General features: G+C 54.2%; 19 protein-coding genes and 1 pseudogene. 9 read left to right on the top strand and 11 right to left on the bottom strand.

All coding sequences use genetic code 11. The features are described 5' to 3' along the window. Positions 1 to 242: 242 nt before the first annotated feature. Positions 243 to 2345: a pentapeptide repeat-containing protein gene (locus ACP0KA_RS15335; protein ID WP_424629608.1), complete on the top strand. Its 2103-nt coding sequence runs from the start codon at positions 243 to 245 to the stop codon at positions 2343 to 2345. A gap of 1727 nt (positions 2346 to 4072) precedes the next feature. Here ACP0KA_RS15335 and ACP0KA_RS15340 read toward each other — a convergent pair. From ACP0KA_RS15340 to ACP0KA_RS15355, 4 genes are all read right to left on the bottom strand, one after another. Beyond that, entirely contained in the window at positions 4073 to 4609 is a 537-nt protein-coding gene (locus ACP0KA_RS15340; RefSeq protein ID WP_424629609.1) for a DUF4142 domain-containing protein, read from the bottom strand. Between the two features lie 221 nt (positions 4610 to 4830). Further along, positions 4831 to 5022, bottom strand: a complete 192-nt coding sequence (locus ACP0KA_RS15345) for a DUF3606 domain-containing protein (RefSeq protein WP_424629610.1) — start codon at positions 5020 to 5022, stop codon at positions 4831 to 4833. 167 nt (positions 5023 to 5189) lie between these two features. Further along, positions 5190 to 5354, bottom strand: coding sequence for a hypothetical protein (locus ACP0KA_RS15350; protein ID WP_424629611.1), 165 nt, complete (start codon positions 5352 to 5354; stop codon positions 5190 to 5192). A gap of 989 nt (positions 5355 to 6343) precedes the next feature. Continuing rightward, on the bottom strand, positions 6344 to 6619 hold the full coding sequence (locus tag ACP0KA_RS15355) for a SemiSWEET family sugar transporter (RefSeq protein ID WP_424629612.1): 276 nt from the start codon (positions 6617 to 6619) through the stop codon (positions 6344 to 6346). 258 nt (positions 6620 to 6877) lie between these two features. On the opposite strand from ACP0KA_RS15355, the gene ACP0KA_RS15360 reads away from it, so the two are divergent. From ACP0KA_RS15360 to ACP0KA_RS15370, 3 genes are all read left to right on the top strand, one after another. Next, positions 6878 to 8047: a zinc-dependent alcohol dehydrogenase gene (locus ACP0KA_RS15360; protein WP_424629613.1), complete on the top strand. Its 1170-nt coding sequence runs from the start codon at positions 6878 to 6880 to the stop codon at positions 8045 to 8047. 144 nt (positions 8048 to 8191) lie between these two features. Next, entirely contained in the window at positions 8192 to 8644 is a 453-nt protein-coding gene (locus ACP0KA_RS15365; RefSeq protein WP_424629614.1) for a YidB family protein, read from the top strand. Between the two features lie 25 nt (positions 8645 to 8669). Further along, entirely contained in the window at positions 8670 to 8930 is a 261-nt protein-coding gene (locus tag ACP0KA_RS15370) for a GlsB/YeaQ/YmgE family stress response membrane protein (protein ID WP_424629615.1), read from the top strand. A gap of 256 nt (positions 8931 to 9186) precedes the next feature. Here ACP0KA_RS15370 and ACP0KA_RS15375 read toward each other — a convergent pair. From ACP0KA_RS15375 to ACP0KA_RS15390, 4 genes and pseudogenes are all read right to left on the bottom strand, one after another. Next, a pseudogene (locus ACP0KA_RS15375) lies at positions 9187 to 9548 on the bottom strand (CsbD family protein). A gap of 171 nt (positions 9549 to 9719) precedes the next feature. After that, positions 9720 to 10244 (bottom strand): hypothetical protein, encoded by a 525-nt coding sequence (locus ACP0KA_RS15380; protein ID WP_424629616.1) that lies wholly within the window; start codon positions 10242 to 10244, stop codon positions 9720 to 9722. An 879-nt stretch (positions 10245 to 11123) separates the two neighbouring features. Further along, positions 11124 to 12401: a DUF892 family protein gene (locus tag ACP0KA_RS15385; protein WP_424629617.1), complete on the bottom strand. Its 1278-nt coding sequence runs from the start codon at positions 12399 to 12401 to the stop codon at positions 11124 to 11126. Between the two features lie 441 nt (positions 12402 to 12842). After that, positions 12843 to 13097, bottom strand: coding sequence for a hypothetical protein (locus ACP0KA_RS15390; RefSeq protein WP_424629618.1), 255 nt, complete (start codon positions 13095 to 13097; stop codon positions 12843 to 12845). A 1069-nt stretch (positions 13098 to 14166) separates the two neighbouring features. Here ACP0KA_RS15390 and ACP0KA_RS15395 point away from each other — a divergent pair. After that, on the top strand, positions 14167 to 14544 hold the full coding sequence (locus tag ACP0KA_RS15395) for a response regulator (protein WP_424629619.1): 378 nt from the start codon (positions 14167 to 14169) through the stop codon (positions 14542 to 14544). 17 nt (positions 14545 to 14561) lie between these two features. Here ACP0KA_RS15395 and ACP0KA_RS15400 read toward each other — a convergent pair whose 3' ends face one another. From ACP0KA_RS15400 to ACP0KA_RS15410, 3 genes are all read right to left on the bottom strand, one after another. Further along, positions 14562 to 15305, bottom strand: a complete 744-nt coding sequence (locus ACP0KA_RS15400) for a Crp/Fnr family transcriptional regulator (RefSeq protein ID WP_424629620.1) — start codon at positions 15303 to 15305, stop codon at positions 14562 to 14564. Continuing rightward, entirely contained in the window at positions 15305 to 18469 is a 3165-nt protein-coding gene (locus ACP0KA_RS15405; protein ID WP_424631617.1) for a CheR family methyltransferase, read from the bottom strand. The genes ACP0KA_RS15400 and ACP0KA_RS15405 overlap by 1 nt, the downstream gene beginning before the upstream one ends. A 416-nt stretch (positions 18470 to 18885) precedes the next feature. Further along, complete coding sequence (locus ACP0KA_RS15410; RefSeq protein WP_424629621.1) at positions 18886 to 19884, bottom strand: chemotaxis protein CheB; 999 nt, start codon at positions 19882 to 19884, stop codon at positions 18886 to 18888. An 89-nt stretch (positions 19885 to 19973) separates the two neighbouring features. On the opposite strand from ACP0KA_RS15410, the gene ACP0KA_RS15415 reads away from it, so the two are divergent. The 4 genes from ACP0KA_RS15415 (at position 19974) to ligD (ending at position 24608) form a co-directional block, all read left to right on the top strand. Next, positions 19974 to 20369: a response regulator gene (locus ACP0KA_RS15415; protein WP_424629622.1), complete on the top strand. Its 396-nt coding sequence runs from the start codon at positions 19974 to 19976 to the stop codon at positions 20367 to 20369. Positions 20370 to 22696: 2327 nt separating this feature from the next. Then, a complete protein-coding gene (locus ACP0KA_RS15420) occupies positions 22697 to 22876 on the top strand; it encodes a DUF3551 domain-containing protein (protein ID WP_424631618.1) in 180 nt (59 codons plus the stop codon). A gap of 348 nt (positions 22877 to 23224) precedes the next feature. After that, positions 23225 to 23515 (top strand): hypothetical protein, encoded by a 291-nt coding sequence (locus ACP0KA_RS15425; protein ID WP_424629623.1) that lies wholly within the window; start codon positions 23225 to 23227, stop codon positions 23513 to 23515. Positions 23516 to 23687: 172 nt separating this feature from the next. Beyond that, positions 23688 to 24608 (top strand): non-homologous end-joining DNA ligase, encoded by a 921-nt coding sequence (gene ligD / locus ACP0KA_RS15430; RefSeq protein WP_424629624.1) that lies wholly within the window; start codon positions 23688 to 23690, stop codon positions 24606 to 24608. Positions 24609 to 24666: the final 58 nt, after the last annotated feature.

The raw sequence follows: 24666 nt of genomic DNA on the forward strand, positions 1-24666 counted from the left end.
GGAGTTTGGAAGATTGCTGATCAGAATTGATCACCAAAGTGCGTGCGGAGTGGCAAAGATGGCCGCAGAGGCGACGATCGGCGCCGCTATTATCAGAAAGCGATAATTTCAACATCTTGATGTAAGGCTTTTGAATCTGAGATGTGGGCATATGAGTCTCGCCGAGCAAAGCAACCGCCCGGGTCATGCAGCCGCAGTGATGTGGACTAAGACGTGGCCTCTAAGGGCAGGATAGAATTTTCATGATGTCCGGCGTCAAAACAGATGAATCTACAAACGCAGGAAAAATCGCCGCGTCGGTCGCAACCGTAAATTCGGCCAGCGAGGTGGCTCGAAAATCCTGGCTAGGCTTGTCCAGTCTACTTGTCTTCTTGCTTGTGACAGTTGCTGGAATAACCCACATCGACCTGCTATTGGACTCGCCGGCAAAATTGCCGCTGGTGTCGATTCCGGTGCCGCTTGTTGGATTTTACATTGTTGGTCCGGCGCTCCTAGTTATCGCGCACTTCTCTTTACTGCTTCAGCACGAGCTGTTGCATCAGAAAATTCGATCGCTCCAAGTAGCGATCAACTCCCAAGTTGGAAGAGCGCGGCGGGAGGCTATCGGATACTGGTCACAGGTTGATACTTATTTCTTTACTCAAGCTCTTTCGAGAGGACAGTTATCTCTTCCTGTGAGCCTGTCACTAGCGGTTGTTACGTCAATGTCGGTGGTTCTATTTCCGGCTGCTGTTCTGTTTTATTTTCAAGTCACTTTTTTGCCGTATCACAAGATCTCGGTTACCTGGTGGCATCGTATTTGTCTGTTGTGTGACGTCGCTCTGCTACTCTTTTACGCGGAATCGGTGTGGAGTGTCATGCGGGCTAATCCCCGACGGGGCGCGTCGAGGTCGCTTAGGCCCGGCGTTTTTCCTTTAAGTTTGCGGTCTTCTCTTGTTGTCATATCGAACCGCATAAGATCTCGAAGATTGATACGTGCGGCACGCTTATTAGGTCACTTCGGAATAATTAAGCTGGCGCTTTCGTTGCTGTGTCTATTTTCAATTGCTATCGCCACGGTACCTGACGAATTTTTGGATAGGATAGGTCGCCGGCTGTGGCCAGTGAGAGTGCCTCTTTATGCTCCGGACCGAATGCAAGATCCTCTGGCGGGACAAAGCCAGCGTTTGGTCTTTTATCCCACGGCGTTCTTTTTTGAGAGATATTGGAATCAATCATCGAATGAAGGGCCCGGCTTTTTGGGTTTGAGTCGCAACCTTGTAATAGTGGGTAGCGACCTAAGCGGGCGCAGCTTTCGTTACAGAAACTTGGATTATGTTACTTTCTCGCGCGTGAAATTAGAAGGTGCCGATTTTCGCTTTGCTTCGTTGTCCGGCGGTCGTTTCTTGGCAAGTCAAGCTCAAAAGACAGATTTTTATGGTGCAACAATGCGCGCGGCACAGTTCATTGTTACTCAGGCACAAGAGGCGCAATTCGGTAGGGGACGTCTGGAGCGAATCTTAACAATCGGATCGCGATTTAATGGAGCGAATTTCGATAATGCCGTCCTTAGTTTAGCGGAATTGGATAATAGCGATTTTGACGGCGCCTCATTCGACGGCGTCGATCTCGAAGCTGCTTACGTCTATCAAAGTAAAATGCGTGGAGTGATTTTTGATGCCGCATGTCTTCAAGGAATGGTTTTTACAGATAGGGGGGCGATCGATGATGGCTTTTCGTATGAAGACTCGGGGCGGATGAATGATTTCCGCGGCAGCAGTTTTCGCGGTGCGGGCGTTTGGCAATCTGTTCCCCCTTTCAAGCAGGCCGTTCAATACGTTGACTTCGAAAACGTTGGGCTATCGGCGGTAGGTACGAGCCAAAAAGAGAGGCTGTCCACGCTCTTCGAAAGTCTTACCTTCGTTGCTATTCCAGAAGTGGTGGAGAGACGTATTTACGATTTGCTCTCTCCGGACTCTCCAAATTGGAAATCGTCATCTGAATCCAAAATATGGAGCAATTTTCTGAAGTCGGTTGAAAATACTGCGGCGACGAAGGACAGGGGACAGTTTTTGGGAAAACTTATCTGTAACGACGATAGCAACGAGGGATGGACAGCCAAAGCGATTGCAAGGCACCTCGATGCTCCGTCTACAGCTAAGGAAATTCTTCAGGGCGCTATCGGCGCACTCGATCAACTTGATTGTGCTGGGTCGCGTAAAATCGATGAGAGCCTCAAGGCGAGGCTTAAGCGCCACGCGCAAACGACGTTTGCCTGGGCAGATGAAAGCCTTACCGAGAAGAGGCGCGACGCGCGGTGGGGGGGCGGAAAAACAATGCGAACCTCGATCTGCTCAGTTGATTGATGCTGAATACCTCTGCTGATGTGCGAGAAGTGTCGCATATTACTAGTAAGTGATAATGCGGAGTTTTCTCGCCTGCTCGCAGGCGTAATTCGGACTGGCTGCGTGCATCTCGCCTAAAAGCCATTCGCTCTTAGCGCGAAAGTAAGCAGGCTTCTTCTGCCACGACAGCTTGGTTAGGTCGGCTGGTCGCTCTGTCCTAGGGACTGATTATGCATGAGCTTTACTCTGTCTCCCTCTTTACAATGCTGCGGCCCGAAGATTTCTCACGCTAGTTTCAATATTTTGGTTCCTACGGATGTGTTTGAGAGAAGCCCCGCAAAATGCGTGGTCCCATTTCTAGTTCCGTTCCAGTATCGCAAGTTGAGGGCCGACTGAGGCGTGATGATCGGATCGAGGTTCGCAAGTTAGATTTCCGGATTGCTGGCGGCACCGCTATTGGCGCACTTCAACCGAATGTTGCGATCGCTAGCAAAAACACAAAATGAAGTCAGTTGGCCGGCTGATAGGGAAATACTCGAAATGGAGTTAGTCCGCGGACTGATAAAGAAATTCGCGAAATGGAGTCAGTTGGCTGACTGATAAGCAAAGACGAGAAAACTTATCAGTTGTTCTGTGCGCTCGCGTAGGGATGCGGTGCCTTGCGGGCGGCGTGCGGTCGGGCCTGTACTTTCGGCTTGTTAGCCGAGTGTACATCACGACGTTTGAATCCGAGGCTAGGGTTCATTGCCTCGCTTTCCGGCGGCAAAGTTTGACAACATTGATTTTCGGGGGGCCGCGGAAAAACTTTACACAGCGACAACGGTCGGGCTGCAGGATTCGGAAGGGTCGCGCCAGTTCAAACTGTTTAGCAAAGTCCGAGCCGCCTCAAGCCGCGCTACGTCGAGTCAGGCGAGCTGCTTCAGCAGCGGCTTTCCGGCAATGGATGGTGTTACTGAGCGTGCTTGCAGCGCCGTTACTTCAAGGTGATCCATGCGCTTTCAGGAAGAATCCGGACTAGGCGTCTGGACGCGGCTTGGGCGTCCGGGAGAAATCTGGGCACGAGGGCGATTCCCAAACCTGCGCATACTGCGTCGTAAGTGACGGACATGTTGCCGGTGCTGATGTGCTACTGGCCGCGGATTGACTGATCGTCGATCGTCCAATAATTGAGTCGCTGATTGTCAGGATCCCACGATGGTTCGCAAGGTCGAATACCTTCTGCGGTGTGCCGGCACGCTTAAGATAATCCGGTGAGGCCACCAGCCACATGTCGGTGGGTTCAAGCAGCCGGCTCACGTCGCGAGCTTCGCATTAATCAAAAAGCGGCGCCCAATTATGGAGCGCGGCGACTGTCTGATATGAGGTCCCAATAAACGGCGACTGTGCGCCTTATTGCCGGGTTTCCCGCTCAGTGTTTGTCCGTGCCCGTGGGATCCAGGTCATTCGCGGCTATTGTCACCCACTTCATTGGCTCCTTCGAGGAGGACAATTTCCTCCGCGCCAGCGATTCGATCATGCGATGATGTTTCAAGAAAAGTCGCGTGGCTTGTTCAAGTTGCGCACTGATCGGGCATGTTCCGTCCAAGGTAGCCAGAACACGTAGCGACACGCGACATCGTTGCGGCAGTCCGCTGGTCACCTTTACGAGGAAATGGACATATCGTTCGCTTGTCATCGCAATACCTCTCGCCGAAATGGAGGTAAAAGTCAGGACAAGCTGAACGCCCGCGTTGAGGCTCGGGAACGAATTACTTCTCAGCCTTCTCCAACTTTTGTGCCATCTCCAAATGATGCTTTAGCGCAGGCAGAGTCTTTGAGGCCCAACTTTTCAGGTCGGCGTTGTCGCCACCTTTGCCATATCGCTCAAAGAGGGATACAGCATCTTTGTGCGCGTCGACTTGCATATCAGTGAAGCTTGCACTGAAGTCCTTGCCTGTAAGGCCTTTAAGTTTATCCAGTTTGCTCTTGTGTGCGCTGTCTAATTCGGTAGGAATTTGCGCGCTGACTTTTCCGCCAGAGACAAGTGACTTCAATTCCGAGCTGGTTTTGGTGTGATCTGTCACCATTTGAGCGGCGAACGTCTTCTCTGCAGCCGTTCCTTTGTTTTGAGCGAGCTTATTCGACTCGATCTCGAACATGTCGCTGATAGCGACTTCCTTAACAAAGTCTGCGGTTGCCGGAGTAACGCCCAGTGCGGAATTTACACCCGTCTTCTCCCCAACAGATTGTGCGAGTGCTGGTGTAGCTACAAGCAGGCAGGCAAAGATGAAAGCAGTACGTTTCATGGTGCTCTCCCGAAATTGTCTCTTGGGCGGAAACCCGCTGATTTCGCAACAACGGAAATGATCTTGGTGGGTTCCGTTAGTGACAAGTCGTCCGACGGCCGATTTCCGCAGATTCCGAAGGCAGGCTTAGCCCGGCCTAAGCCGAGCTGAGACGCAACCCCTGCAAGGATCACCGCGCGTGGACAACAGGACGATCGATCCCAATCGCCCATGGAAGAGACCTAGTCGCCGCGCTTCTTGTTTTGGATATAATCCTCAACTGCCGATACACTTACACCAACCGCGCGCACAGCTTTTTGTAGCTCTTCCTCCGTGCACCGCAGACGATCGGTCCAGTACCTTACTTCATAGGGATCATCCACGCTGACCTTACTCCGATCCGGTTCTCCTCGATTATCTCGATCGTCTGCCATTGTGAATCCTCCTCGGACGAGCCCTGACAGTACTCCAACAGGCAGTGGTCGCTCGGAAGCTCAGAAGTTAGAAGTGATTACTGCGCGCCGTCAGAATACCCTGGGCGTTGTCGTGCAGTGGCACGAAGAGCGAAACGGTAGTAGGGCACGCCAGCGCGGCTCACGAATCATTTTCGATCTTCGTGGACAGGCCGCGACTTAGGCTTCTTGTTTCGCTTCTCGTTTCTTGCCTTCTCTTCGACAGAGGTCACGTCCTGAGCGCGTTCCTTATCAGCCGGTTGATCTTCACCCCTGTTGTCGCGGACGATGCCTTGTTGGTCCTTGGCGGTCATGATTGGCTCCTTGGCGGGGCCAACGCGCGACATCATCAAGTGTTCAACGGATACGGTTATTGAGTTGATGGCTTGTCTCCGGACGGTCTTCTCCCGCCAGCAAACACTAGGCACTGATGCCTGCGACCTAAAGAAACGGCAGTGCGGCTTTGACGGGAAGAAACGTATAATCCAATTGACGGCGCGGACGTGATTTTCAGGAATCATCTTAAGCAGGAAGAGTTTGGGGCGCGAGGCCGCCCCGAAAATAAAGCCTAACCAAACGACGTGTCAGTGCGATTACTCCGCACCTACCGACGTTCACAATTTGCGGTAGAATAGCTGCCGCCCGAACCGGCGACAGCGTTTGAGTTTTATGATGTCGATAGAAGCATGGTCACGGCGGACGGAGTGACGGCCGCGAGTTTCCCTCGAGCGCCCTATTGTCGACCGACAAAAAACTCGCACCCAATTTAGCCCACGTTGGCCATCTGTCATTCACCTATGTGAATCATTCCTGGAATCATCGTTTGAGATCCGGGCAAAAGATTGTTGAGGGGTGCACCGAAAACAAAGCGATTATTAACGGGTGTTAAAGCCGGAACCTGTTCGGCACGGTACGCTGTAAAAAAGAGAGTGGTGAATGCAGGCGGCATCCTTTGTGTTGCGTCCACTCGACACTTGTTCACATGCACGTCTGACCTGCCGCGTCCGTTGCGATAAATCTTCGAAAGGAAGAGACAATTGGGAGTCAATCTCATAACCCGTGAGTTGCTTGACGAGCAGGAGTTTCAGAGGTTTCGCAAACGGGAAGAGGAGCTGGCCAGGGTGACTTTTTGTATTCTGAATGCTTGCCCCGTTCATATGCGTGATTTTATCATCCTAAAAAAGATCGTCGAAGGGAAAGCTCCGGAGGAATCTAAAGGGCAGTGCTCCAAAGGTAGATCAACTAGGCTGAAATACCGATGAGTATTAAAAGGGTGGGCCACGCGATATCTGCCGCGCCCGGATTACCAGAGCTTGTTCAATCCCCACATGTCGCGGACCTTCAGGAGCAGAACAGCTCCCGATAGTGTTGCTCCCACGAAATTGGCGGCCACGAGCACCCAATCCCCTTTCATCAGTCCGTACCCAATCCAGCCCATTAGGCCCGCGGTGAGGACAACAAGCGTTCTCCAGGACAAGCCGTCAGTTGCGCCAGCTGGCCAAGCTTTACAGACCTGCGGAAGGTAAGAGAGAGACGTAAGCCCAGCTGCAGCGGTCCCTACGAGTGTTGCTAAATCCAAGGCGTTGCCTCCGTTGAGATGCAGCCATGGCTAACGTGGAGATCCTCACGATGTTGCACCGAAAGAAACGGCTTAATGTCTGAACTGTGCAGAAGGAATTTTCCGGTCTTTCACCCTTCCGAGCCGGCGACGGTTTATGCATCCGCTTAGACGTGATGTCATTTTTACCTTACGGGAAACGATAAGTAGTGAGCGACCTTCCGGAACAAGCTCATAAGCCGAAATTTGTGGTCAAGGAGATTGAACCGGAGGGATGATATGAAGGCATTAACCTGGCACGGGAAGAGCGACATCCGCTGCGAAAGCGTTCCAGATCCGAAGATCGAGGACGGTCACGACGCGATTATCAAAGTGACAGCCTGCGCGATCTGTGGCTCGGACCTACATATCTTCGATGGCGTAATCCCTTCGATGGAATCTGGCGATGTGCTCGGCCACGAGACGATGGGCGAGGTGGTCGAGGTTGGAGCAGAAAACAAAGCGCTAGAGGTCGGCGATCGGGTAGTAGTCCCCTTCACGATCTCTTGCGGCCAGTGCTTCTTTTGCAAGCGTGGCTTCTATTCAGGATGTGAGCGCTCTAACCCGGACGCCAAGAAGGCCGAAAAGATGTGGGGTCATTCCCCCGCAGGCCTTTTCGGTTATTCGCATCTGCTCGGCGGATACGCGGGCGGACAAGCCGAATTTCTTCGCATCCCCTACGCGGATGTAGGTCCCCTCAAGGTGCCCTCCGGGCTCAGCGATGAGCAGGTTCTTTTTCTGTCGGACATTTTTCCGACCGGATACATGGCCGCCGAATTCTGTGATCTGAAGGGTGGCGAGACAGTTGCCATCTGGGGCTGCGGGCCGGTCGGCCAATTTGCGATTAGAAGTGCCTTTTTGCTTGGCGCTGAGCGTGTCATTGCAATCGATACGGTACCGGAACGTCTCGAAATGGCCCGGACTGCGGGTGCCCAGACAATCGATTTCAGACAAGATGACGTTTACGACCGCATCCAAGATATGACGAGCGGCCGCGGCGCCGATGCTTGTATCGACGCGGTCGGAACCGAGCCGTCTACAGCATCCGGTTTTGATGCCGTCGTCGATCGCATCAAAGTCGCCACCTTCATGGGTACAGATCGACCACACGTTCTGCGACAGGCAATTCACTGCTGCCGCAATTTTGGGACCGTGTCGATCGTGGGCGTTTACGGTGGCTTCCTGGACAAGATACCCATGGGGTCAGCAATCAATCGAGGCCTGACGTTTCGCATGGCTCAAACGCCGGTGCAACGCTACCTGCCCCTGCTCCTCGAACGAATTGAGAAAGGTGAAATCGACCCTTCATTTGTAATCACGCATCGAGCGCCTCTGGAGGATGGCCCCGAGCTGTACAAGACCTTTCGAGAGAAAAAAGACGGATGCGTAAAAGTAGTCCTGCGGCCTTAGCTATATAGCTCGAGTTCACGTCCGGCTGGCACTACCGGACGCCAGACTCTCCGGCCCATTGTCGATTGCGGTGGACAATTCAATGCGGAACCCACGCAGAAATGGAACGTTGCCGCCGCAGTCACTCAGCGTCAGGAGCTACACATGTCACGCGGTTTCCCATCGATGACGGCGTTGTTGGGTTTGCTCGCTCTGGCGGGTTATCAGAACAGGGACAAGCTCGCGGAGTTGCTGAAGGGCGCGGGCAATACCCAGCCCGGTGCGAGCAACGAGAAGGGACCGTTGGACGGAGTGCTTGGTAATTTGAGTGGCGGGCTCGCGGGTACTGGGATCGGAGGGCTCTTGGGCGGCGGGCTCCAAGAACTACGCGAGCGTTTCAAACAGAACGGTCAGGGAGATGCCGCAGAGTCTTGGATAAATAAGGGACCTAATAAAGAGCTTCCGGCCCCTCAGCTGAAACAGGCCATCGGACCAGACGTGTTAGCTGCGCTGGAGCAGCAAACCGGCCTGTCGCAAGAGGAGCTTTTGGCGCGACTGTCGCGTGAGCTTCCTACGGCTGTCGATCAATATACGCCTGACGGCCGGCTCCCCCACTAGACAACCAATAGCGAAGGATCTGCACATGGGCATTATATGGACGATCATCATTGGGTTCATTGCCGGCGTCATTGCGAAGTTCATAATGCCGGGAGACAACGAGCCGACTGGCTTCATTCTCACGGCCATTTTGGGAATCGTGGGAGCGTTTGTTGCGACGTTTCTTGGCCAGACGCTCGGTTGGTATCGCCCCGGCGAGGGGGCAGGGCTGATCGGCGCCGTGGTTGGCGCCATTGTCGTTTTGCTGGCTTATGGCATGATCGCAGGACGTCGACGTGTTGTCTAATGGAGCGCAAGTCGACAATGGGTTATCTGCAAAACGGGATTGAACCCCTGGATCAACTGGCGTCGCTACTCTCGATGGCGGTACCTTTTCTCATCGGGAGTATTGCCGGTTGGTACATGGGCGATTTGATCCATTGCTTCCGCCGATAATCACCCAGCGATGGCTCGTTCCTTGTTCCATCGCGGCGAGGTCCTATCTTCGGCGCAGATACTGCGCAGAGATTTCCCGAAAGTTGCGCGCAGTTGGCGCCGCCCATTCAGCGATCGGAGTAGTCGCGCGAGGTACGGTGCAATGGCGGTCTGTTGAGCACCAGTGCCAGCACGAAGCCAATGGCGCCGGCAACGAGCAATGAGCCGAGAGGTTGCTCCTTCACAGTCGAGGCGAGTGCGCGGCTACCTTCGCGATAGTATTCGCTACCGGTGTCCATCGCGTCCTTCGCGATGTTACCTGCGGCTTCGCCAGCGTCGACGCGACATCTTTGGCCTGACCATAGAGGTTCTGCGCAACAGTCGACGCTTGTCGTACGCGCCCGGTAGCTTCGCCTGCGGCAACGCCCTTTGCACTCTCGACTTTGCCCGCTGCATCATTTGCAGCGCCTGCAATTCTATCGTTGTCCATTGAACATCCTCCTGATGTGCTTGCCAACTGCGGTCATTTCTGTGGGGTCCGTCGACCGGCTCGGATCACCAATTCTGCGGAGATTCATGAGACCGCTCCGCCAGTATGCTCGCTGCCTTGGCGTTTGCTTGGTGCGGCGCCGTAGTTGCAGGCGATGTCAGCTGAGTCCGCCTAATGCAGGGTGGCTTTCGTAGCGCCATGGGATGCGCCGCTCACAGCTTCCTGTGTGATCCGCAGGATGCGCCGCGGTTCCTCGATATACTGGGTAAATGCGTTCTGCCAAAACTCGCTGTAGGCCTGCTGCAAATCTGGCAATGACCGGCAGTCCTGAATCGCCTTCATCAGAAGCATTTGCTGTCGCGACCGCTCGCCAAAGAACTCGAACCACTCATGGGCGAAATCTTGGACAATCATGCTTTCCTGCAGTTTCGCTCTTTCCGTCAGCGCGTTCTCGTTCAACTCGCTCGCATTCGCGAGGCCATTTTCCGCGGATGCGGGGGGAGTGCCATGACTAACGGTTTCTGCAGGCGCATCGAGGGTAACCGGTGTGATCTTTTTCGTAAATTTGTCGAGAGAGTCCTTTCTCATCGTTTTTCGAGCGTCCCTATCGCTCGCTCTCGAAGCTGCGGTGAGAGTTCGCTTCTTCATCGTTCTTCGAGCGTCCTTATTGCTCTTTCTCTTTGATTTGGTTGTCATCTATCTTATCCCCAATCCTAGATCGCGGGCGCGGGGAAGGCCGGTAACGAAAATGTCTCTGACCTTTGCCATCGTGTTTCTCCTCGGATTCCTTCGAATCTTGATCTCGTCCGCCGGACGATTGGCGGCCCTTGGTTGCGTGGCGGCAACGCTCACGATCAGATTGTTCAGCGATCGATACCGCTGCGCTTCTTTGGTACCGCCGACTCCGACAACGAGTTGCCACCATCGCAATCGAAAGCTAATTGTTCTGTTCCCTTAGAGGACGATCGGTCGCGCCTTTCTATTACGGCCGGCGCCGGCTCACCTGGTCGCTTAAGGCTGACCCCAGGCCTGGATAGGCAATGCTCCTGCTTCAACGAGTTTCGTCGGCGCGCTGCGGTTTCCGGCGAGAGGAACAAGCAGTCATGTGGATCGTTCGCAGTCACGTGTAAACAAGGAGCGAATCCATGAAGACCATTCTTAGTGCTATCGTTGCGGCTGGACTTCTCACCACCGGTGCAATTGCCCAGACGAGCCAGCCCCAAGGTGGGGCGAACCAAAGTCCAACCAGCCCGACCTCGGAAACGTCCAAAGAGGGGATGCGAGGCGGCGCGATGAACAGCCCGACTGCTCCATCAACCACGGGAGCAGGGACCTCACCCAGGGGGTCGGCGACTTCACCGTCACCGACAACGCAAGACCGGAATCCAGCGACTGGAAATGCCGGGACATCGGGAGGAGAAGGCGGTAGCGGACGCTGACGATCACTTAGCGGAACGCCGGGACCCACGGGCTAGACCATGTCTGGCCCGTGGTCGGATAATCGATCTAAGGAGCGCATATTGGGTCCCGGGTTAACCGCCTGTGGCGATTGGAAGCTAATACGTCGTTGTCTTATTATACCGGAGCCGTTTGTTCTACCGCTTCCGGCATCTTTGCAACCGACATCAAACTGCGGGCAATCTGGTTTAGCAGTTGGTCGGCGTTCTCTTCTTCAGCCAGTGACTTTGAAAGGAGCGCAACGATGGCGCTGTGTCGGGCTTGCTGTGCTAAGTTTTTTGCGGTGGTGTAGCCCGAGATCTCGTAGTGTTCGACGCGCTGTGCTGCGCCGATAAGGGCTAGGTCAGCAAACGCATCCTCTTTGCGCTCCCCTTTCTCCATTACTTCCTGTCCTTCCTCGACTAGGCCCATCATTCCTTTGCAGGGCTTCGCTCGAGCAGTAACATCGAGCAGCGAAAAACACTCGTTTAGCCTTTCGATCTGTTCCTCGGTCTCGAGAAGATGCTGCTCGAAGCATTCGCGCAAGCGATCAAATCGAGCGGATTTAGCCATTTGTGGTAGCGCCTTCGTCAGCTGCTTCTCGGCGTGAAGGATGTCGCGAAGTTCGTCTATCAAGAGTTCCTGGATACCCTCCGGAACGACTTGAGGCGCGCTCTCAGTCTTTATTGCTGCGTCAGGTGCCGATCCATTCGGCGAGAGAGCTGGCGATGTTACGATCTCCCATTCTCCCCCCTCATTCCATGGGCCCCTCGTATCAATCTCACCTTCGTCTCCCACTCCTGTCGAATCGTTGAAAAACTGGTTCACGAGGCCGGGAGTCGGTGCGATCTTGCCGATCGAGAAAGCAGGCTTCTTCATACTTTCGAGCGCCGCGGAAAATGCTTTCATGTGTGTGATTTCGCGAGTCATCAAGAATTGCAAAGCATCCTTGCTGCCAGCGTCATCGCAAAAATTGATGAGTCGCTCGTAGACGATCTTGGCGCGCGCTTCTGCTGCAATGTTGCTACGGAGATCGACGTCGAGTTCGCCGGTAATCTTCAGATAGTCGGCCGTCCAGGGATTGCCCTGAGAGTTGAAGAGATTAACACCTCCGCCCCCGGCAATCGCGATTAGCGGATCAGCTTCGGCCTTCTCCCGATCAAACTTCATCGGCTTGAGATGCATCCGCGCGAGGCATCCTACGATTTCTAAATGACTCAGTTCTTCAGTGCCGATATCCATAAGAAGATCTTTGCGGTCCGGATCTTCGCAATTCAGTCCTTGGATGGAGTACTGCATGGCTGCAGCGAGCTCCCCGTTAGCGCCGCCGAATTGTTCAAGCAGCATATTCCCGAAACGCGGATCGGGCTCATCTACTCTAACGGTGTACATAAGCTTTTTGACATGGTGGTACATTGGCTGCCTCTCTGAGACGAGGGATGATGACTACCAAGCAAACGTTTTTGGGTATGTTCCGGTGGCGCAGTCTATGATTCACATCTCTGAGCAATCCATCCTTCTCGCAACGCGAATTCGGGAGCGAAGCAACGGTCGGCACGGCTATCGTGAGAGCTGGCCCATGTGTTGGGAGCCGAAGGAGAGTAAAAGACGAGCCAAACCGGGTGCTCATGGCGAGACGTGGGCAGGTTACAGATTGTGATGGCCTGCGCATCGGGGCGATCGAAAAAGGAGGCCGGCTGGCATTAAATGAGCACCAGCCGGCCGCTGCCGCGCCGACTTTCAGCAGGAGACTTCGGTCAACGCGACTCTTATCGAACCTCCATCAGTCAGGCCCGTTCCCAATTGGACAGTGTGGAGGGAAAAACATAAACGGGTCGCGGCGCGCGGGATCGCATGTCAGAGATCTTCGCCGCCACTTTCGGTCGGTTCCCACTGCTCTTGAACTAACAGAACCATCGCCGCGTGCGCAGCTGAAATCGCTCCAACGCCGGACGCCGCCGCGATCAACGCGTCTGCCGCAGTCCGTGCGCTTTGTGAATCTCTCACTTCGGCCGAAAGCTTTAGAATATACGTGCGCGCATCGGCGAGTGTGAACAGGGGATGTCCATTGGGCAGCTCCACAACGGCATCGAATTGCGTATCCCAAGGCATTCCAGGGGCTCCTACGCGATACACCCGGTCGCTGACAAAACGCGAATTAATTTTTTAGGTTCCTGCTTCGCTTCGCCAGCGCCGGCACGCGCGAGCAGTGTCATGCTCGGGACGGAATCTCCGACGTTTGTAGATCTTCGTCGGGCAGCCCGGCCGGTGATAAAGGGGGAAACCGGCCGGGTGCCGGTGATCTCTGAAACTCAGAGACCGTAGCGAAGTTGAGCGGGAGATGGAGAGCTTTCTTCGCCTTACGATGAAAGCCAATCTTCTCGGCTCGTTCCCAGAGAAATAGGTCACCTCGTGACCGAACACATCGAAAAGACCCCAAAGCATATCGCGCCAGAGGAGAAACGTTACCGTTTATCCCAGCCCACGACGCGATTCAGCCTCGAGTTTGCGCTGCTGTCGCTTGACTATGCGTCGATCTACAAATGGAAAGCCCTCGTCCTTAGCCTTTATTTGAACGGAGGCGATCGATCGTTTTAGCCGAGCCGCGGCGCGCGCTGGAGATGCTCCAGCAGTGACGAGAGCCCTTAGTTCCTCGAGTTGTTCAGGCATCCAGGTGCGGCTAGTGATGTGGGTTCGCATTAAGTGTTTCCTTGAGCTGCTGGGGTGGGACGCGGACCATCTCGATGGCAGATAACCCTTCGATTCTTCGACCCTGTCGCAGCAACCCTTCGCAGCCGTGAGGAGTGTCTCCGCTTCTTGCAGAAGTGGGGACGTTGGGCACTTGATAGAGCAATGTGTGGGTCATTCTGGCCGCTCCACTACTGGTGGCATTGGCCTATTCTCCCAAGTGCATATAGATGCGCACCCTCATATGTTAAAAACCCCGGCTAAACTGCGGTCTCCTGACAGTTTTATTTCAATTTCGGCGCTGCAAAGGGGGCGTTCTGAAGGAACCTGTCAGGATTAATTACCCAACTGCGTCGAATGCCGGGAGAAAATCGCTGGATTTTGAGGAGCAGCCGCGGTCGGTGCCTTTTGGTTCAGGAAGGCACTGAGACGCTGTGATGCAGTTTGGCAACCATTAGCTCTCCACGGCGTTTGAGTCGTGGGAGATCAGATCATGAAGCATCCCATACTGATCGTCGAAGACGAATATTTCATCGCTGACGATTGCGCTCGGTTCGTCGAAAAGGCGGGCTATCGAGTAGTCGGCCCCTTTCACAATGTAGACGAGGCGAAGGCGAATTTGCCCGATTTTCTCTCTGGAGCGGTGCTGGACGTAAATGTCGACGGCATTTTAGTGTACCAGCTTCTCGACGAACTACTTAAGCGAAATGTCCCTGTCGCAATTTACACTGGATACGATGGCAACGTCATTCCCGCGAGATACTCCCACCTCTCAATAGTTACTAAACCCCGGGAATGCCGGGACGTAGTGGAGCTCCTCTGTCGGCAAATAGAGCGTACGGCAATTGGGGAAACATCCAGAAGTCTTTGAATACGGAATTCTCGGTATCAATGCTTCTGGTAGAGATACAAATAAGTCGGCGAGAACAACGCAATTCGTTTAAGCCCGTTTAAGTCTTCGATCCTTAGGATTCTTTCGCGCAACGATATTAACTTGGCGCTCCGTAGCTCCTGGAGCGTCCGGTTGAGATGGACAACTGACAACCCCGTCGCATCTGCCAAATCCATTTGCGTCAAAGGAAAACTGCAAGTATTTCCGTCTAGTAAACCAACCGGACGAAGACGCTCGAAGAGTTCGCACAAGATGTGCGCCACTCGCTCCAAAGCCATACGGCGACCGAGGTTTACCGCCCACTCTCGCTGGATCGTTCCCATCAAGAGGGTTTCGCACCAGAATGCTTCGCCAAGCGACGTGTGAGTTTTTATAAGTTGTTCGAAGCGCGCTCGCTTAATGTCTGCGTAGACAACAGGTGTAATCGCTCCGATGGAGTGGTCCGTTCGCGATAAGAGGTAAGCGTATGCGTCGCATGTTTCTCCGGGCAGGACAAAATTAAGAATTTGCCGACGGCCATTTTCCAAAGCCTTGTAACGACAGAGCCAACCCGACAAAATAATCCGCACGCTGTCGATACAGTCTCCCTCGCAAATCAAATCTTCCCCTGCACGTCCCCGCCGTATGGCTTCACGAATGGCCTGCTCAAGGGCGACGACTTCGTCATCAGCAAGTTGACGCATTACCTTGAGCCGCTGGATTACAGGTCGCGCTGGGCTTTGATCGAGCAGCGACGTCATTAGTCGCTCACTATCGGCGTGTGCAGGATCCTTTGGCTGAGCGGAACACTAATCGTACAGTGAAGACCCGAGATATCGAAAATCATGGTGGTCTGCCCTTTGAACTCAAAAGCCAGTGTCCTCTCCAGCAATTCAGTCCCAAACCCCCTTCGAGTAGGAGGGCTCACTGGCGGACCAAGTTTCTCGTGCCATACGAAAACGAGCCGTGGCGGAACAGCCGATTCTTCCAAGTTCCAGTTAACTTCGATACGTCCCGATGGGTCGCTTAGTGCTCCGTATTTTAGGGCGTTCGTGGCCAGCTCGTGTACAGCGAGCGCGAAAGTCTCCGCGGCCTTCGGCTGTAGGCGGACAACCGGCCCCGAAACAAGCAGCTGTTCCCCCTCTGTTGCATTGTAGCCGAGCAATTCCTCGACGACCAAATATTCAAGATCGACACCTCCTTCCGGATCACGTGTCACCAGAGCTTGCGTTCTGGCAAATGCGTTGAGCCGGCCATCGAGGTGAGACGCGTATTCCTCCACGTTCAAGCTTGTTTCTGCAGAGCGTCTGGCTATGGAACGAACCACACCAAGGGTATTTCGAACGCGATGTTGAAGTTCAGCCAGCAGCAAGCGTTGCCGTTCCTCCGCCCGAATAAGAGCGGTGACGTCTACAAACGTGATAACCACGCCCGCGGCAAAATTATCGATACTTCGATAAGGCGAGATGCGAACGATGTATCGCCTTCCAGTATCATTCGAGGTCAACTCTCGTTCTGCACCCTCGAGTGTGCGCATCACTCGTAGCGCATCGTCATACAGTTCCTCGACTGGAATGCGAGCTTTGATATGAGCGATTGGTCTGCCGATGTCCGTTTCAACGAGATGAAAAAGTTGAGTAATCGCCGGCGTAAAATTCGTGATTTGAAAATCGCTATCAAGAAAAACAGTCGCGATCTCCGTGCTCTCAAAGAAATTCTTGAGGTCGCTGCTGGCCCGGGTCAATTCCTGGACACGGTGAGAAAGCTCTCCATTCACAGTCGTCAACTCTTCGTTCACAGACTGGAGTTCTTCGCGGGATGTCTCTAACTCCTCGTTTGCGGATTGAAGCTCTTCATTTAGGGATTGATACTCCTCATTTGAGGATTTTAACTCCTCGTTCGTGCTCTCAAGCTCCTCGATCGCTGCCTCTAAGCGCTCCCTAGTGGCATGTAGTTCACTTTCTAACTGCGCGACGTGCTCGGTTCCGACAACTACATTCAACGCGCGATCGTTGTTGGGTACCGCGCGCACCGGTCCATTTTTAAATAGGACAACAAAGTTGCGCGCACCGACCCCGTCCGAAAGCGGTTCTACGGTTATGTCGACTGGCACCAACTTTCCATAAAGCTCAAGCTCGATTTGTTCGATGACAGCGGGTTCGTTGGCTCCAGCAGCTTGAATGAGCGCGTTTCGTAGTTCTAAACGCAAATCTCGATGCACAAGACTTAACAGATCCAGCGTCGCGGCCCCGGGAGTTGGCTCAATATAGCGGCCGGTGTGACCGGAAAAATGAAGTATTTGGAAGTTGGCATCTACTATGACGTAAGCGGGGGAATAGCGCTCCGCAATCCGCTGCGCGCGACGTTCTAGGCCTACATTCTGACCGAGAGATCGTGCGGACGGTATTTCTGCGGTTGTCCGGCCTGAGGTCGTCGTGATGGGAAACTCTGGAGGAACTCTCGTGCCAGTATCGAGCCGCTTAAAAACTCGCGCTCGACGATCCACCGGCGTGAAAAGGGTAGGTTGGCGAGTAACGTTCTCTGAATTTCCGAGAAAAAGAAAGCGTTCAGGCAGAAGTGCAAAATGAAACAGTGGAATGACGCGATTTTGCAGCTCTGCGTTTAAGTAGATGAGGAGGTTGCGGCAAGAGACCAAATCGAGCTTTGAGAATGGCGCATCTTTGATGAGATTGTGTTGCGAGAAGATACACATCTCCCGAAGTTCTTTGACCACACAATACGTGTCGCCTTCGCGGACAAACCATCGCCGCAGTCGCTCCGGCGTCATGTTGGTCTCAATGTTTGTGCGATAACGTCCCGCTCTGGCCGCCGCGAGCGCTCGACCATCAATATCGGTTGCAAAGACTTGCGCTTGCCTAGGCGAGTCGATGCGAGCCATGTGCTCGCGGATTAAGATACCGATCGAGTATGCCTCTTCACCGGTAGCGCAACCCAGCACCCATATACGTACCTGTTGGCCATCAGCCTTATCCTCGAAAAGTTTTGGGATGACTTGCGTTTCTAAAACCTCGAATTCCCGCTTGTCCCTAAAAAATTCGGTGACGCCGATAAGGAGGTCATTAAAAAGCTGTTTGGGCTCTTCTTTATCGCTTCTTAGAAAATCTGCGTACGTAGAAATATCCTCAATCTGAACGACCTGCATGCGCCGCTGTACGCGGCGAAGAAAGGTGTTTTGCTTGTAACCGTGGAAGTCGTTGCCTGTTCGAATGCGCAGGACATCGGCAATGCGAGACAAAGATGTCGAGGCAGCGGCGAGAACTTCATCGTATCCTTGCTTGTCCTCCAAGCGTCCAAGATGTCGAACGTAATCCTCAATATGGCTAGGAATTTCGACTGCCGAGAGCACGAAATCCGCGATGGCGGCCGCCGAGTTACTGTCCTCCAGTCCCGCCGAACTCTCGATCGCGGGCTTTTCCGCTATCGCAAGTCCTCCATGATCCTTGAGCGTAGCAACCCCTAACGTTCCATCGGCGCCCGTCCCGGCTAGGATAACGCCGATTGATCTTTCAGCTCGCTGTTCCGCGAGCGAGATGAGAAAGCTGTCGATCGTAGCTCTCTCGCCGGCTCGTTGCTCAGCTGCTCTCACCGCGAACTGATCGCCTATGACAGTAGTGATCATTCCGGGAGGGCAAACGTAGATCGCGCCGCCCTGTATCGAAGAACCGTCGCGAGGTTCCGCAGGTGCGAATCCTTTAGACGCCCCCAATAACTCTCCTACTTGCGCCGAATTGATTGTCTCTCGATGCTGTAAGGCCAGAACGATCGTCACGTTAGGATCGGGGTCGAGCTTTGACAAAAATCGCTCGATACTCGACTTCTCAATCGCTGAGGCGCCAACCCCGACAATCAAAGGCAAACCTGCCTTTCGCACTGAGTCCGGTGCACGAGGTTCTTGACTCTCCATATGCCGCGCGCCCTTGATAAATGAAAGCAATGCTCCAGTACCAGACTTTGCACCTTTCTGGCGTAGAAATCCATGGCGCCCGTGGGCAGGCATCCCTAACACGTTTCGAAATCGTTGCGTCGGCTACTGTTGCAAGCCCCCTTGAACTTCGCCGATGACGCGCTCGAGATAAGAGATTCGGTGTTTGATTAGCTCGCAATGACGCTCCCATTCCTGTTGGGTTTGTCTGAGCAGAAGCAACAGGTGTTCCGCTTGCTTGGTGTCGTGCCCTGCGACTTGGAGATTTGACAAAAGCCCCACTTGAGTCTGTATACGCTTCCAGCCCTCCTCAATGTCCTTGGCCGCCCTGGACAATACTGCTCGCTCCCTTCTCAGCTCTTCCGCTCGATCATTGAATGGATCTCGCATCCGTTGTCCTATTTCTTTAACCGACGATCGAGCGAACGGAGCACTGTCTGGCGGAGAAGGTCCCCGTGAGCCCGATATTCCTCCGAGCGTTCCTGATATATTTCCGCCAGGGAGGCTCTTCCGCTATCGCAAGCGCTGTCGCGCATTCGTGAAACGAGCTCGGCTCTCTCTTCAATAATACGCAGCGCAATGCGTAGGGCCTCGTCGACGCGGCCTTCCTGTTCTCCCGCTAAAGCATCTGCCGTATATCCGTGACCGACTTGACAGCGAAAGCGAAGAGGCCCGCCAAATTTGACCTGCGAAAGAACCCCACCGCAGCTGGGACAAGTCAATGGAGCCGGATCGGCGAGCGGGAGGAGCGTGTCACTTCCGATACGCTCCCCAGCTGCTATTTCGACCTCAAGTCTGATCTCAGGCGGTATGGGCTTAGGAGCATCGGGAATCTCCTGAACCAACTCGGAAAGAACATCACCAAGCTTGGCGCCCGATACACAAAGATCGACCACCGTCGCCTCTAATGCTCGGCGGGGCATCTCATCAGAGATAGCGTCCGCAGGATCTTGCACTAAGGTGATGCCGCCGCACCGTTTGATCGCGTTCAGGCCAGCCGCCCCGTCGGATAAAAACCCACTTAACACGACGCCGATCACTCGAGGTCCATAGTGGAGCGCTGCAGAGCGGAAGAGCGGATCTATTGCTGGCCGCGACATATTTTCCCGCGGGCCTCGGCCCAAAATCATCCTATCTTTGAACACCAACAGATGGTGATCGGGTGCCGCCAGATAAATGTGCCCATTCTCGATTGCCATGCCACTTTCGGCCTGGCGAACCGGCAGCTTCGATGCGGCGCTCGCTACAGTCGAGAGAATGCCGATGCCTCGGGCAGGTATGTGCAACACAACGAACACAGCCGCCTGTAAAGAGGCCGGCAACCGGCTCAAGACATCCTTCAGCGGCGCAGATGCTCCTGCAGAGCCGCCAATGACGACAATATCGCGGTTACGCATGGAACCTGCCATGTTATTAGCCCGTTAGAAAAAGTTGAAACTTCTCTGGATGTTCCGGGGCGAGAGGTGACTAAAGGGGGAGTACCTCGATGCAGACGCCGACACCTGGAAGTAACTCACTCTCGGGACACTGCGTCCTTATTGTAGAAGATGAATATTTTCTGGCGGAAGATCTCGTCGACGCGTGTCGTCGGTTGGGTGCTGAGATTGAAGGCCCGTTCAACAACCTCCAAGAGGCGCTGGACACGTTGAGTAACCACGAAATCAGCGGAGCCGTCCTCGACGTGAATCTGAAAAATGAGAGGACTTTCCCCCTCGCGCATGCGTTACGAGAGCGAGAGATCCCATTTGTCTTCACCACGGGCTACGACCGCAGCTTCATTGCGGCAGAATTCCAAGATGTACCTTTGTGGGGAAAGCCATTCGATATCGGGGCGATGACCAATGAGCTTGTCGATTTGATTTTGAAGAGCCAGAAGATCTAAAGCGCGTATCTCGCTGATGTTGACTAGCCGCAACAGGAGTTGCCGAAACCTAGTCGACCTTCAGTTGTTCAAAGAGGCATTCATTGCCTGGTAGGGATCGTGCGTGACGACCGATCCACGAGTTGGATTAAATCCATGTATAGGCAAAGGCGTGGGAAAATCCGTCTCGCTTGGTTCACAATTGGCTCACGTCCAAGAACATTTCTTTTTACGTGGCTCTGCTACGCGTTGAGTCGACCACCAACCCGGCTGCGCCCATCATGAAAGCGCGGGAACAGTGCCAGATCATCACGGTTGGAATGAGGGCTCCATGAGCCTTCTAAAGGTCGATCGTTGGGTAAGCGATTGCGCGATTGTAGACACAACGCGGGATTTTTGATGCGATGAGCCGCTCAGTCTTCCTTGGATTTATGATGTTAATTTTTGTTGGTGCGACGAATTCAACGGCGGCAAATCGAGCCCCCGAGCTTCCTCCCGGCGTGACATGTGGCTTGGTCCGAGATCAAGTTGCCCAGCATGGGAAAATTGTCGCTTATACTTGGGCTAAGTTGAACGGGTACTCGAGAAGGGAGATAGCTGAAGCGCGGAAGTGTTTACGCACTTAACTTGCGCAAGCTGGCATCTGCATTGGCGAGAGCCGTTCCCGCGCGAGCTACGCCTGCTCCTATTTCGAACGAAGTGTTGTTGCTGGGCTTCGCCGCTTGCGAGCCGGTGCGCCAAATTGATGTAGCGTTTAGCCTCGCCCTTCCGAACCACTATGAGTTGGGGGCGTTCCGGCTTGCGACGCAATCATCCGCCTCCTACGAATTCCCATCCATCGCGCCGAGAGCGTGACCGGCGATTGAGACGACGCATTCCTGAGAAAACCGAGTGGGTATGTATTTCTTTGCTGTGTTTGCCGTTCCCCCTACGCGAGTAGAGATCGGCATGTCCAATCCGGGTCGATAGAGCCCCGAGGTATACCTCAAAGCCGACGCGCTGCCCCCACCGCAGACGAGCTCTTTAATTCGCCCTGGGGACACCTGGCGCGCACATCCGCTATGTTCTGAAAAACACAAACCAAACGCCTGCTAACAAGATTATAGATCCGACTGTACTCGCAGTTAATAGAGCTAGGATCGTCGGTCCGCGCTCTCCTTGTCTCGCTTCCGTTGCTGTTTCGACTGTCCGGGTGTGTTCGTCGATTGGTTCTGTTTTCGGCATTCTGATCTCGCTGGGCAGCATCAGGCATTTTTGTAAAGAGCCAACACTACGGCGGTGCCGGTGTTCCGTTTTTAGTGGTATCGTCAGTGGCAAATGCTTCGCCGTTGGCCAGCCGAGCTAGATGGGAAGCGGGCGGGCCAAAAAACTTTCGGCTGGCTCAGGTGCGACTAGCCGGGAAGTTCATCTTGCCCTCAAACCAACATCAGAAACGAAGCAGCCCTACGGCCAGCTTAGCTCGAACAGTAATCTTTCGTGAGCGTTCCGGAAAAAGTAACAGTTGGCCACTAAGCCACATGTCTGTCGTGTATCCGACACAATCAGTGCCTCTCTCCTCCGAAAAAATCGCGCCGTCACAACTATCCGCGGCGCGCTAAGTCTTCTTGGGCCTGCCCCTGGGTGGAAACACGATAGCGTAATCGTCCGCAGTTTTGCGCAACTGTCCTGCGCGCTTCAACGCTTCCGAGCGCTCGGGCCCGGGCGGCAATCGACGGGCTTCCTCTAGCGCATCGTCTGCAATCGCCGACAACTTGACAGCCTTCCCGGGCAGAAGAGGTTTAGCGCCGGCACTCTCATTTGGCATTGAACTTCGCAATTGGATTGAATGGTCCCGGCCGGCGGAGTGCTGATCGCCAGAGATACGACCGGGCCGATGCTGCTTGGCAGGGTTCAGCGGCGGGCTAAAAACGCGGAGCCCTCGAAAAAAGTTCCCAACAAAAAAAACCGGCCGTCCGGTCCAGCTGGCTCGACTTTGTCCGCCGATTGTCCCGTCGTCCGCGGCCGTCATCCACTCCGATACGTATGCTATGACGACAGCACACAAGACACTGCCATTGGTATCGCATATCCCTGTGACCAATGTCGCAAGTGGTCGAAGCACCGCACTTCGGATCAACGACCGTCTCCGTTCGTGCGTGGACGCGTCCGTTCGTGCGGGTGGCTGTCCAGTGATCAACCCCTCACACGCTCGCGACGCCGCCATGGAGTTGTTTCTATCGGTCTGATCGCGTGGTGATCTGGGGGCGACGAGCATGCGGCGCTTCCCGGCGCTTAATCGGAACAGCCGCGCAAGTTGCAGCTTGACGCAACGCAAGCAAGCATGACGGAGTAAAACAGTGAAAATCTTAATGACGGTTACGGTTTTGGCCGCGTTCGCGGCTGGTGGCGCTGCGAACGCCACGAACTATAAGTATTGTCTCAAATCGTCCCCCGGACCAGGGGATTGCAAATACCAAACCTATAAGCAATGCCAGGCGGCCATGTCCGGAATAAACGCCACGTGCGTTAGAAACTACGGACCACGGTAAGTATTTAGATGAACAGCCGCGATCCCATTCGGGACGCGGCTTTCGCTATTATAGATGATCCCCTTCGAACTTCCGCCCCACGCCGCCGTCGCAACCTCTTGATTGCATCAACCTTCGTAGCGAAAGCTGAGCATTTACCTTTAGGTTCTTGTCACCGAGCTATTCGCATTCGTTTAAGACGGCCAGATGTTCCGACTCTACGGCGTACGCCTCAGCCCGTGCTGGCGCACACTATGCGGACCAGCCCGGTATTTTTCAATTTGGACCAGTTAATGATCATGCAGAGGCCGCTGGAACACCCCTAAAAGAAACCGGTTAGCCGTGAAAACGAACCGAGGGAGAATGAAAATGAAGATGTTGATCACGGTTGCTGCTTGCGCCCTGCTCGTTACGACGTCGTCCTTCGGACAATCATCTGGGATGAGTCAAAAGGAGAAGGAAGGCATGGCACGCCGGAATCCCATACCGGGTAATCTGAATGCGGGGGGAAGCTCGGCAGCGGCACCTTCGACGGCCTCTCCTGGCGCATCGACAACTGGTGCGGGCGCAGGGGGTGCGGGTGGTGGAGCTGGTGGTGCGGGAGGCGGAGCTGGTGGCGGAGCAGGCGGAGGCGCAGGTGGCGGCGGCGGAGGTCGCTGACTGCAACTGGCACTAGACGTTGTCCGCGCTCGTTTAGGCCGCGGCTTTATTAGCTTCGAACGGTCAGTCAAAGGCGTCCGCCCAACAACAGCAGCGCTGATGGTTGGATGTATATCTCAGCGTGGGGCCTCGTCGCAGGAGCGACGGGGCCTCGGTGTTTTAGGAGCTATAGTTGCGTCGCGTAGCGAGGGAAAAGCTCGGCAAGAAGGCTGTATTCCCCGGTTTCGTTAAACCGGCACTTGCGGAGCAGTTATCACGGCCGCCCAAGGGCGAAGGATGGATTCACGAGGTCAAGTTTGATGGCTATCGTGTCCAGATCCACATCGCGAACGATGCGGTGAAGGTCTTTACCAGACGCGGCCATGACTGGACTTCTCGTTTGAAGAAGATCTCGACGGACGCTTGGCACATCAACGCGCGTTCAGCAATCATAGATGGTGAAGTCGTCGCGCCAGCAGCTGACGGGGTGTCCGATTTTTCAGTGTTACAAAAGGAGATCAGAGCGAAGCGATCGGACAAGCTCGTTATGTATGCGTTCGACCTCTTGTATCTCAATGGCAACGACCTTCGAGCCATCCCCATAGAAGACCGGAAAGAGCGACTGCATGGTCTGATCCGTAAAACCAACATTCTTTTCAGCGAGAGTTTCGAAGCTGATGGAGCAATTATGTTTGCTCGTGCTTGTGAAATGGGAATTGAGGGTATCGTTTCAAAGCGCAAGGGCAGTAGGTATCGCTCGGACAGAAATAATGATTGGATCAAATCGACCTGTCGCCAGCGGGAGACGCTTGTCATCGTCGGCTATGCGCTGAAGGAAAATCGCTTTGATGGGCTTTACGTCGGACGTCGTGACGGCGAGGTCCTTGAGTATGCAGGCAAGGTGGACCATGGATTTTCGAGCGAACAGGTGGCCGATCTTCAAGAGAAGTTCAAAGGCCTCGTTCAGAATACGCAGGCCTATACGAAAAAGATAGCGAAGCCGAAGGCTGTTTGGCTCAAGCCTATGTTGTTGGCTGAAATTGAGTATCGAGCCAGGTCAGCTCACGGAAAGCTGCGGCATCCGTCATTCAAAGGGCTCAGGGAGGATCTCTAGCGCTACCCGAAAGCGACCCAACCGAGGATCGCTAGGAGGGGAAGTGATAAAGCCCCCA

It is taken from the genome of Bradyrhizobium sp. SYSU BS000235 (assembly GCF_049747295.1).
Taxonomy (GTDB): domain Bacteria; phylum Pseudomonadota; class Alphaproteobacteria; order Rhizobiales; family Xanthobacteraceae; genus Afipia.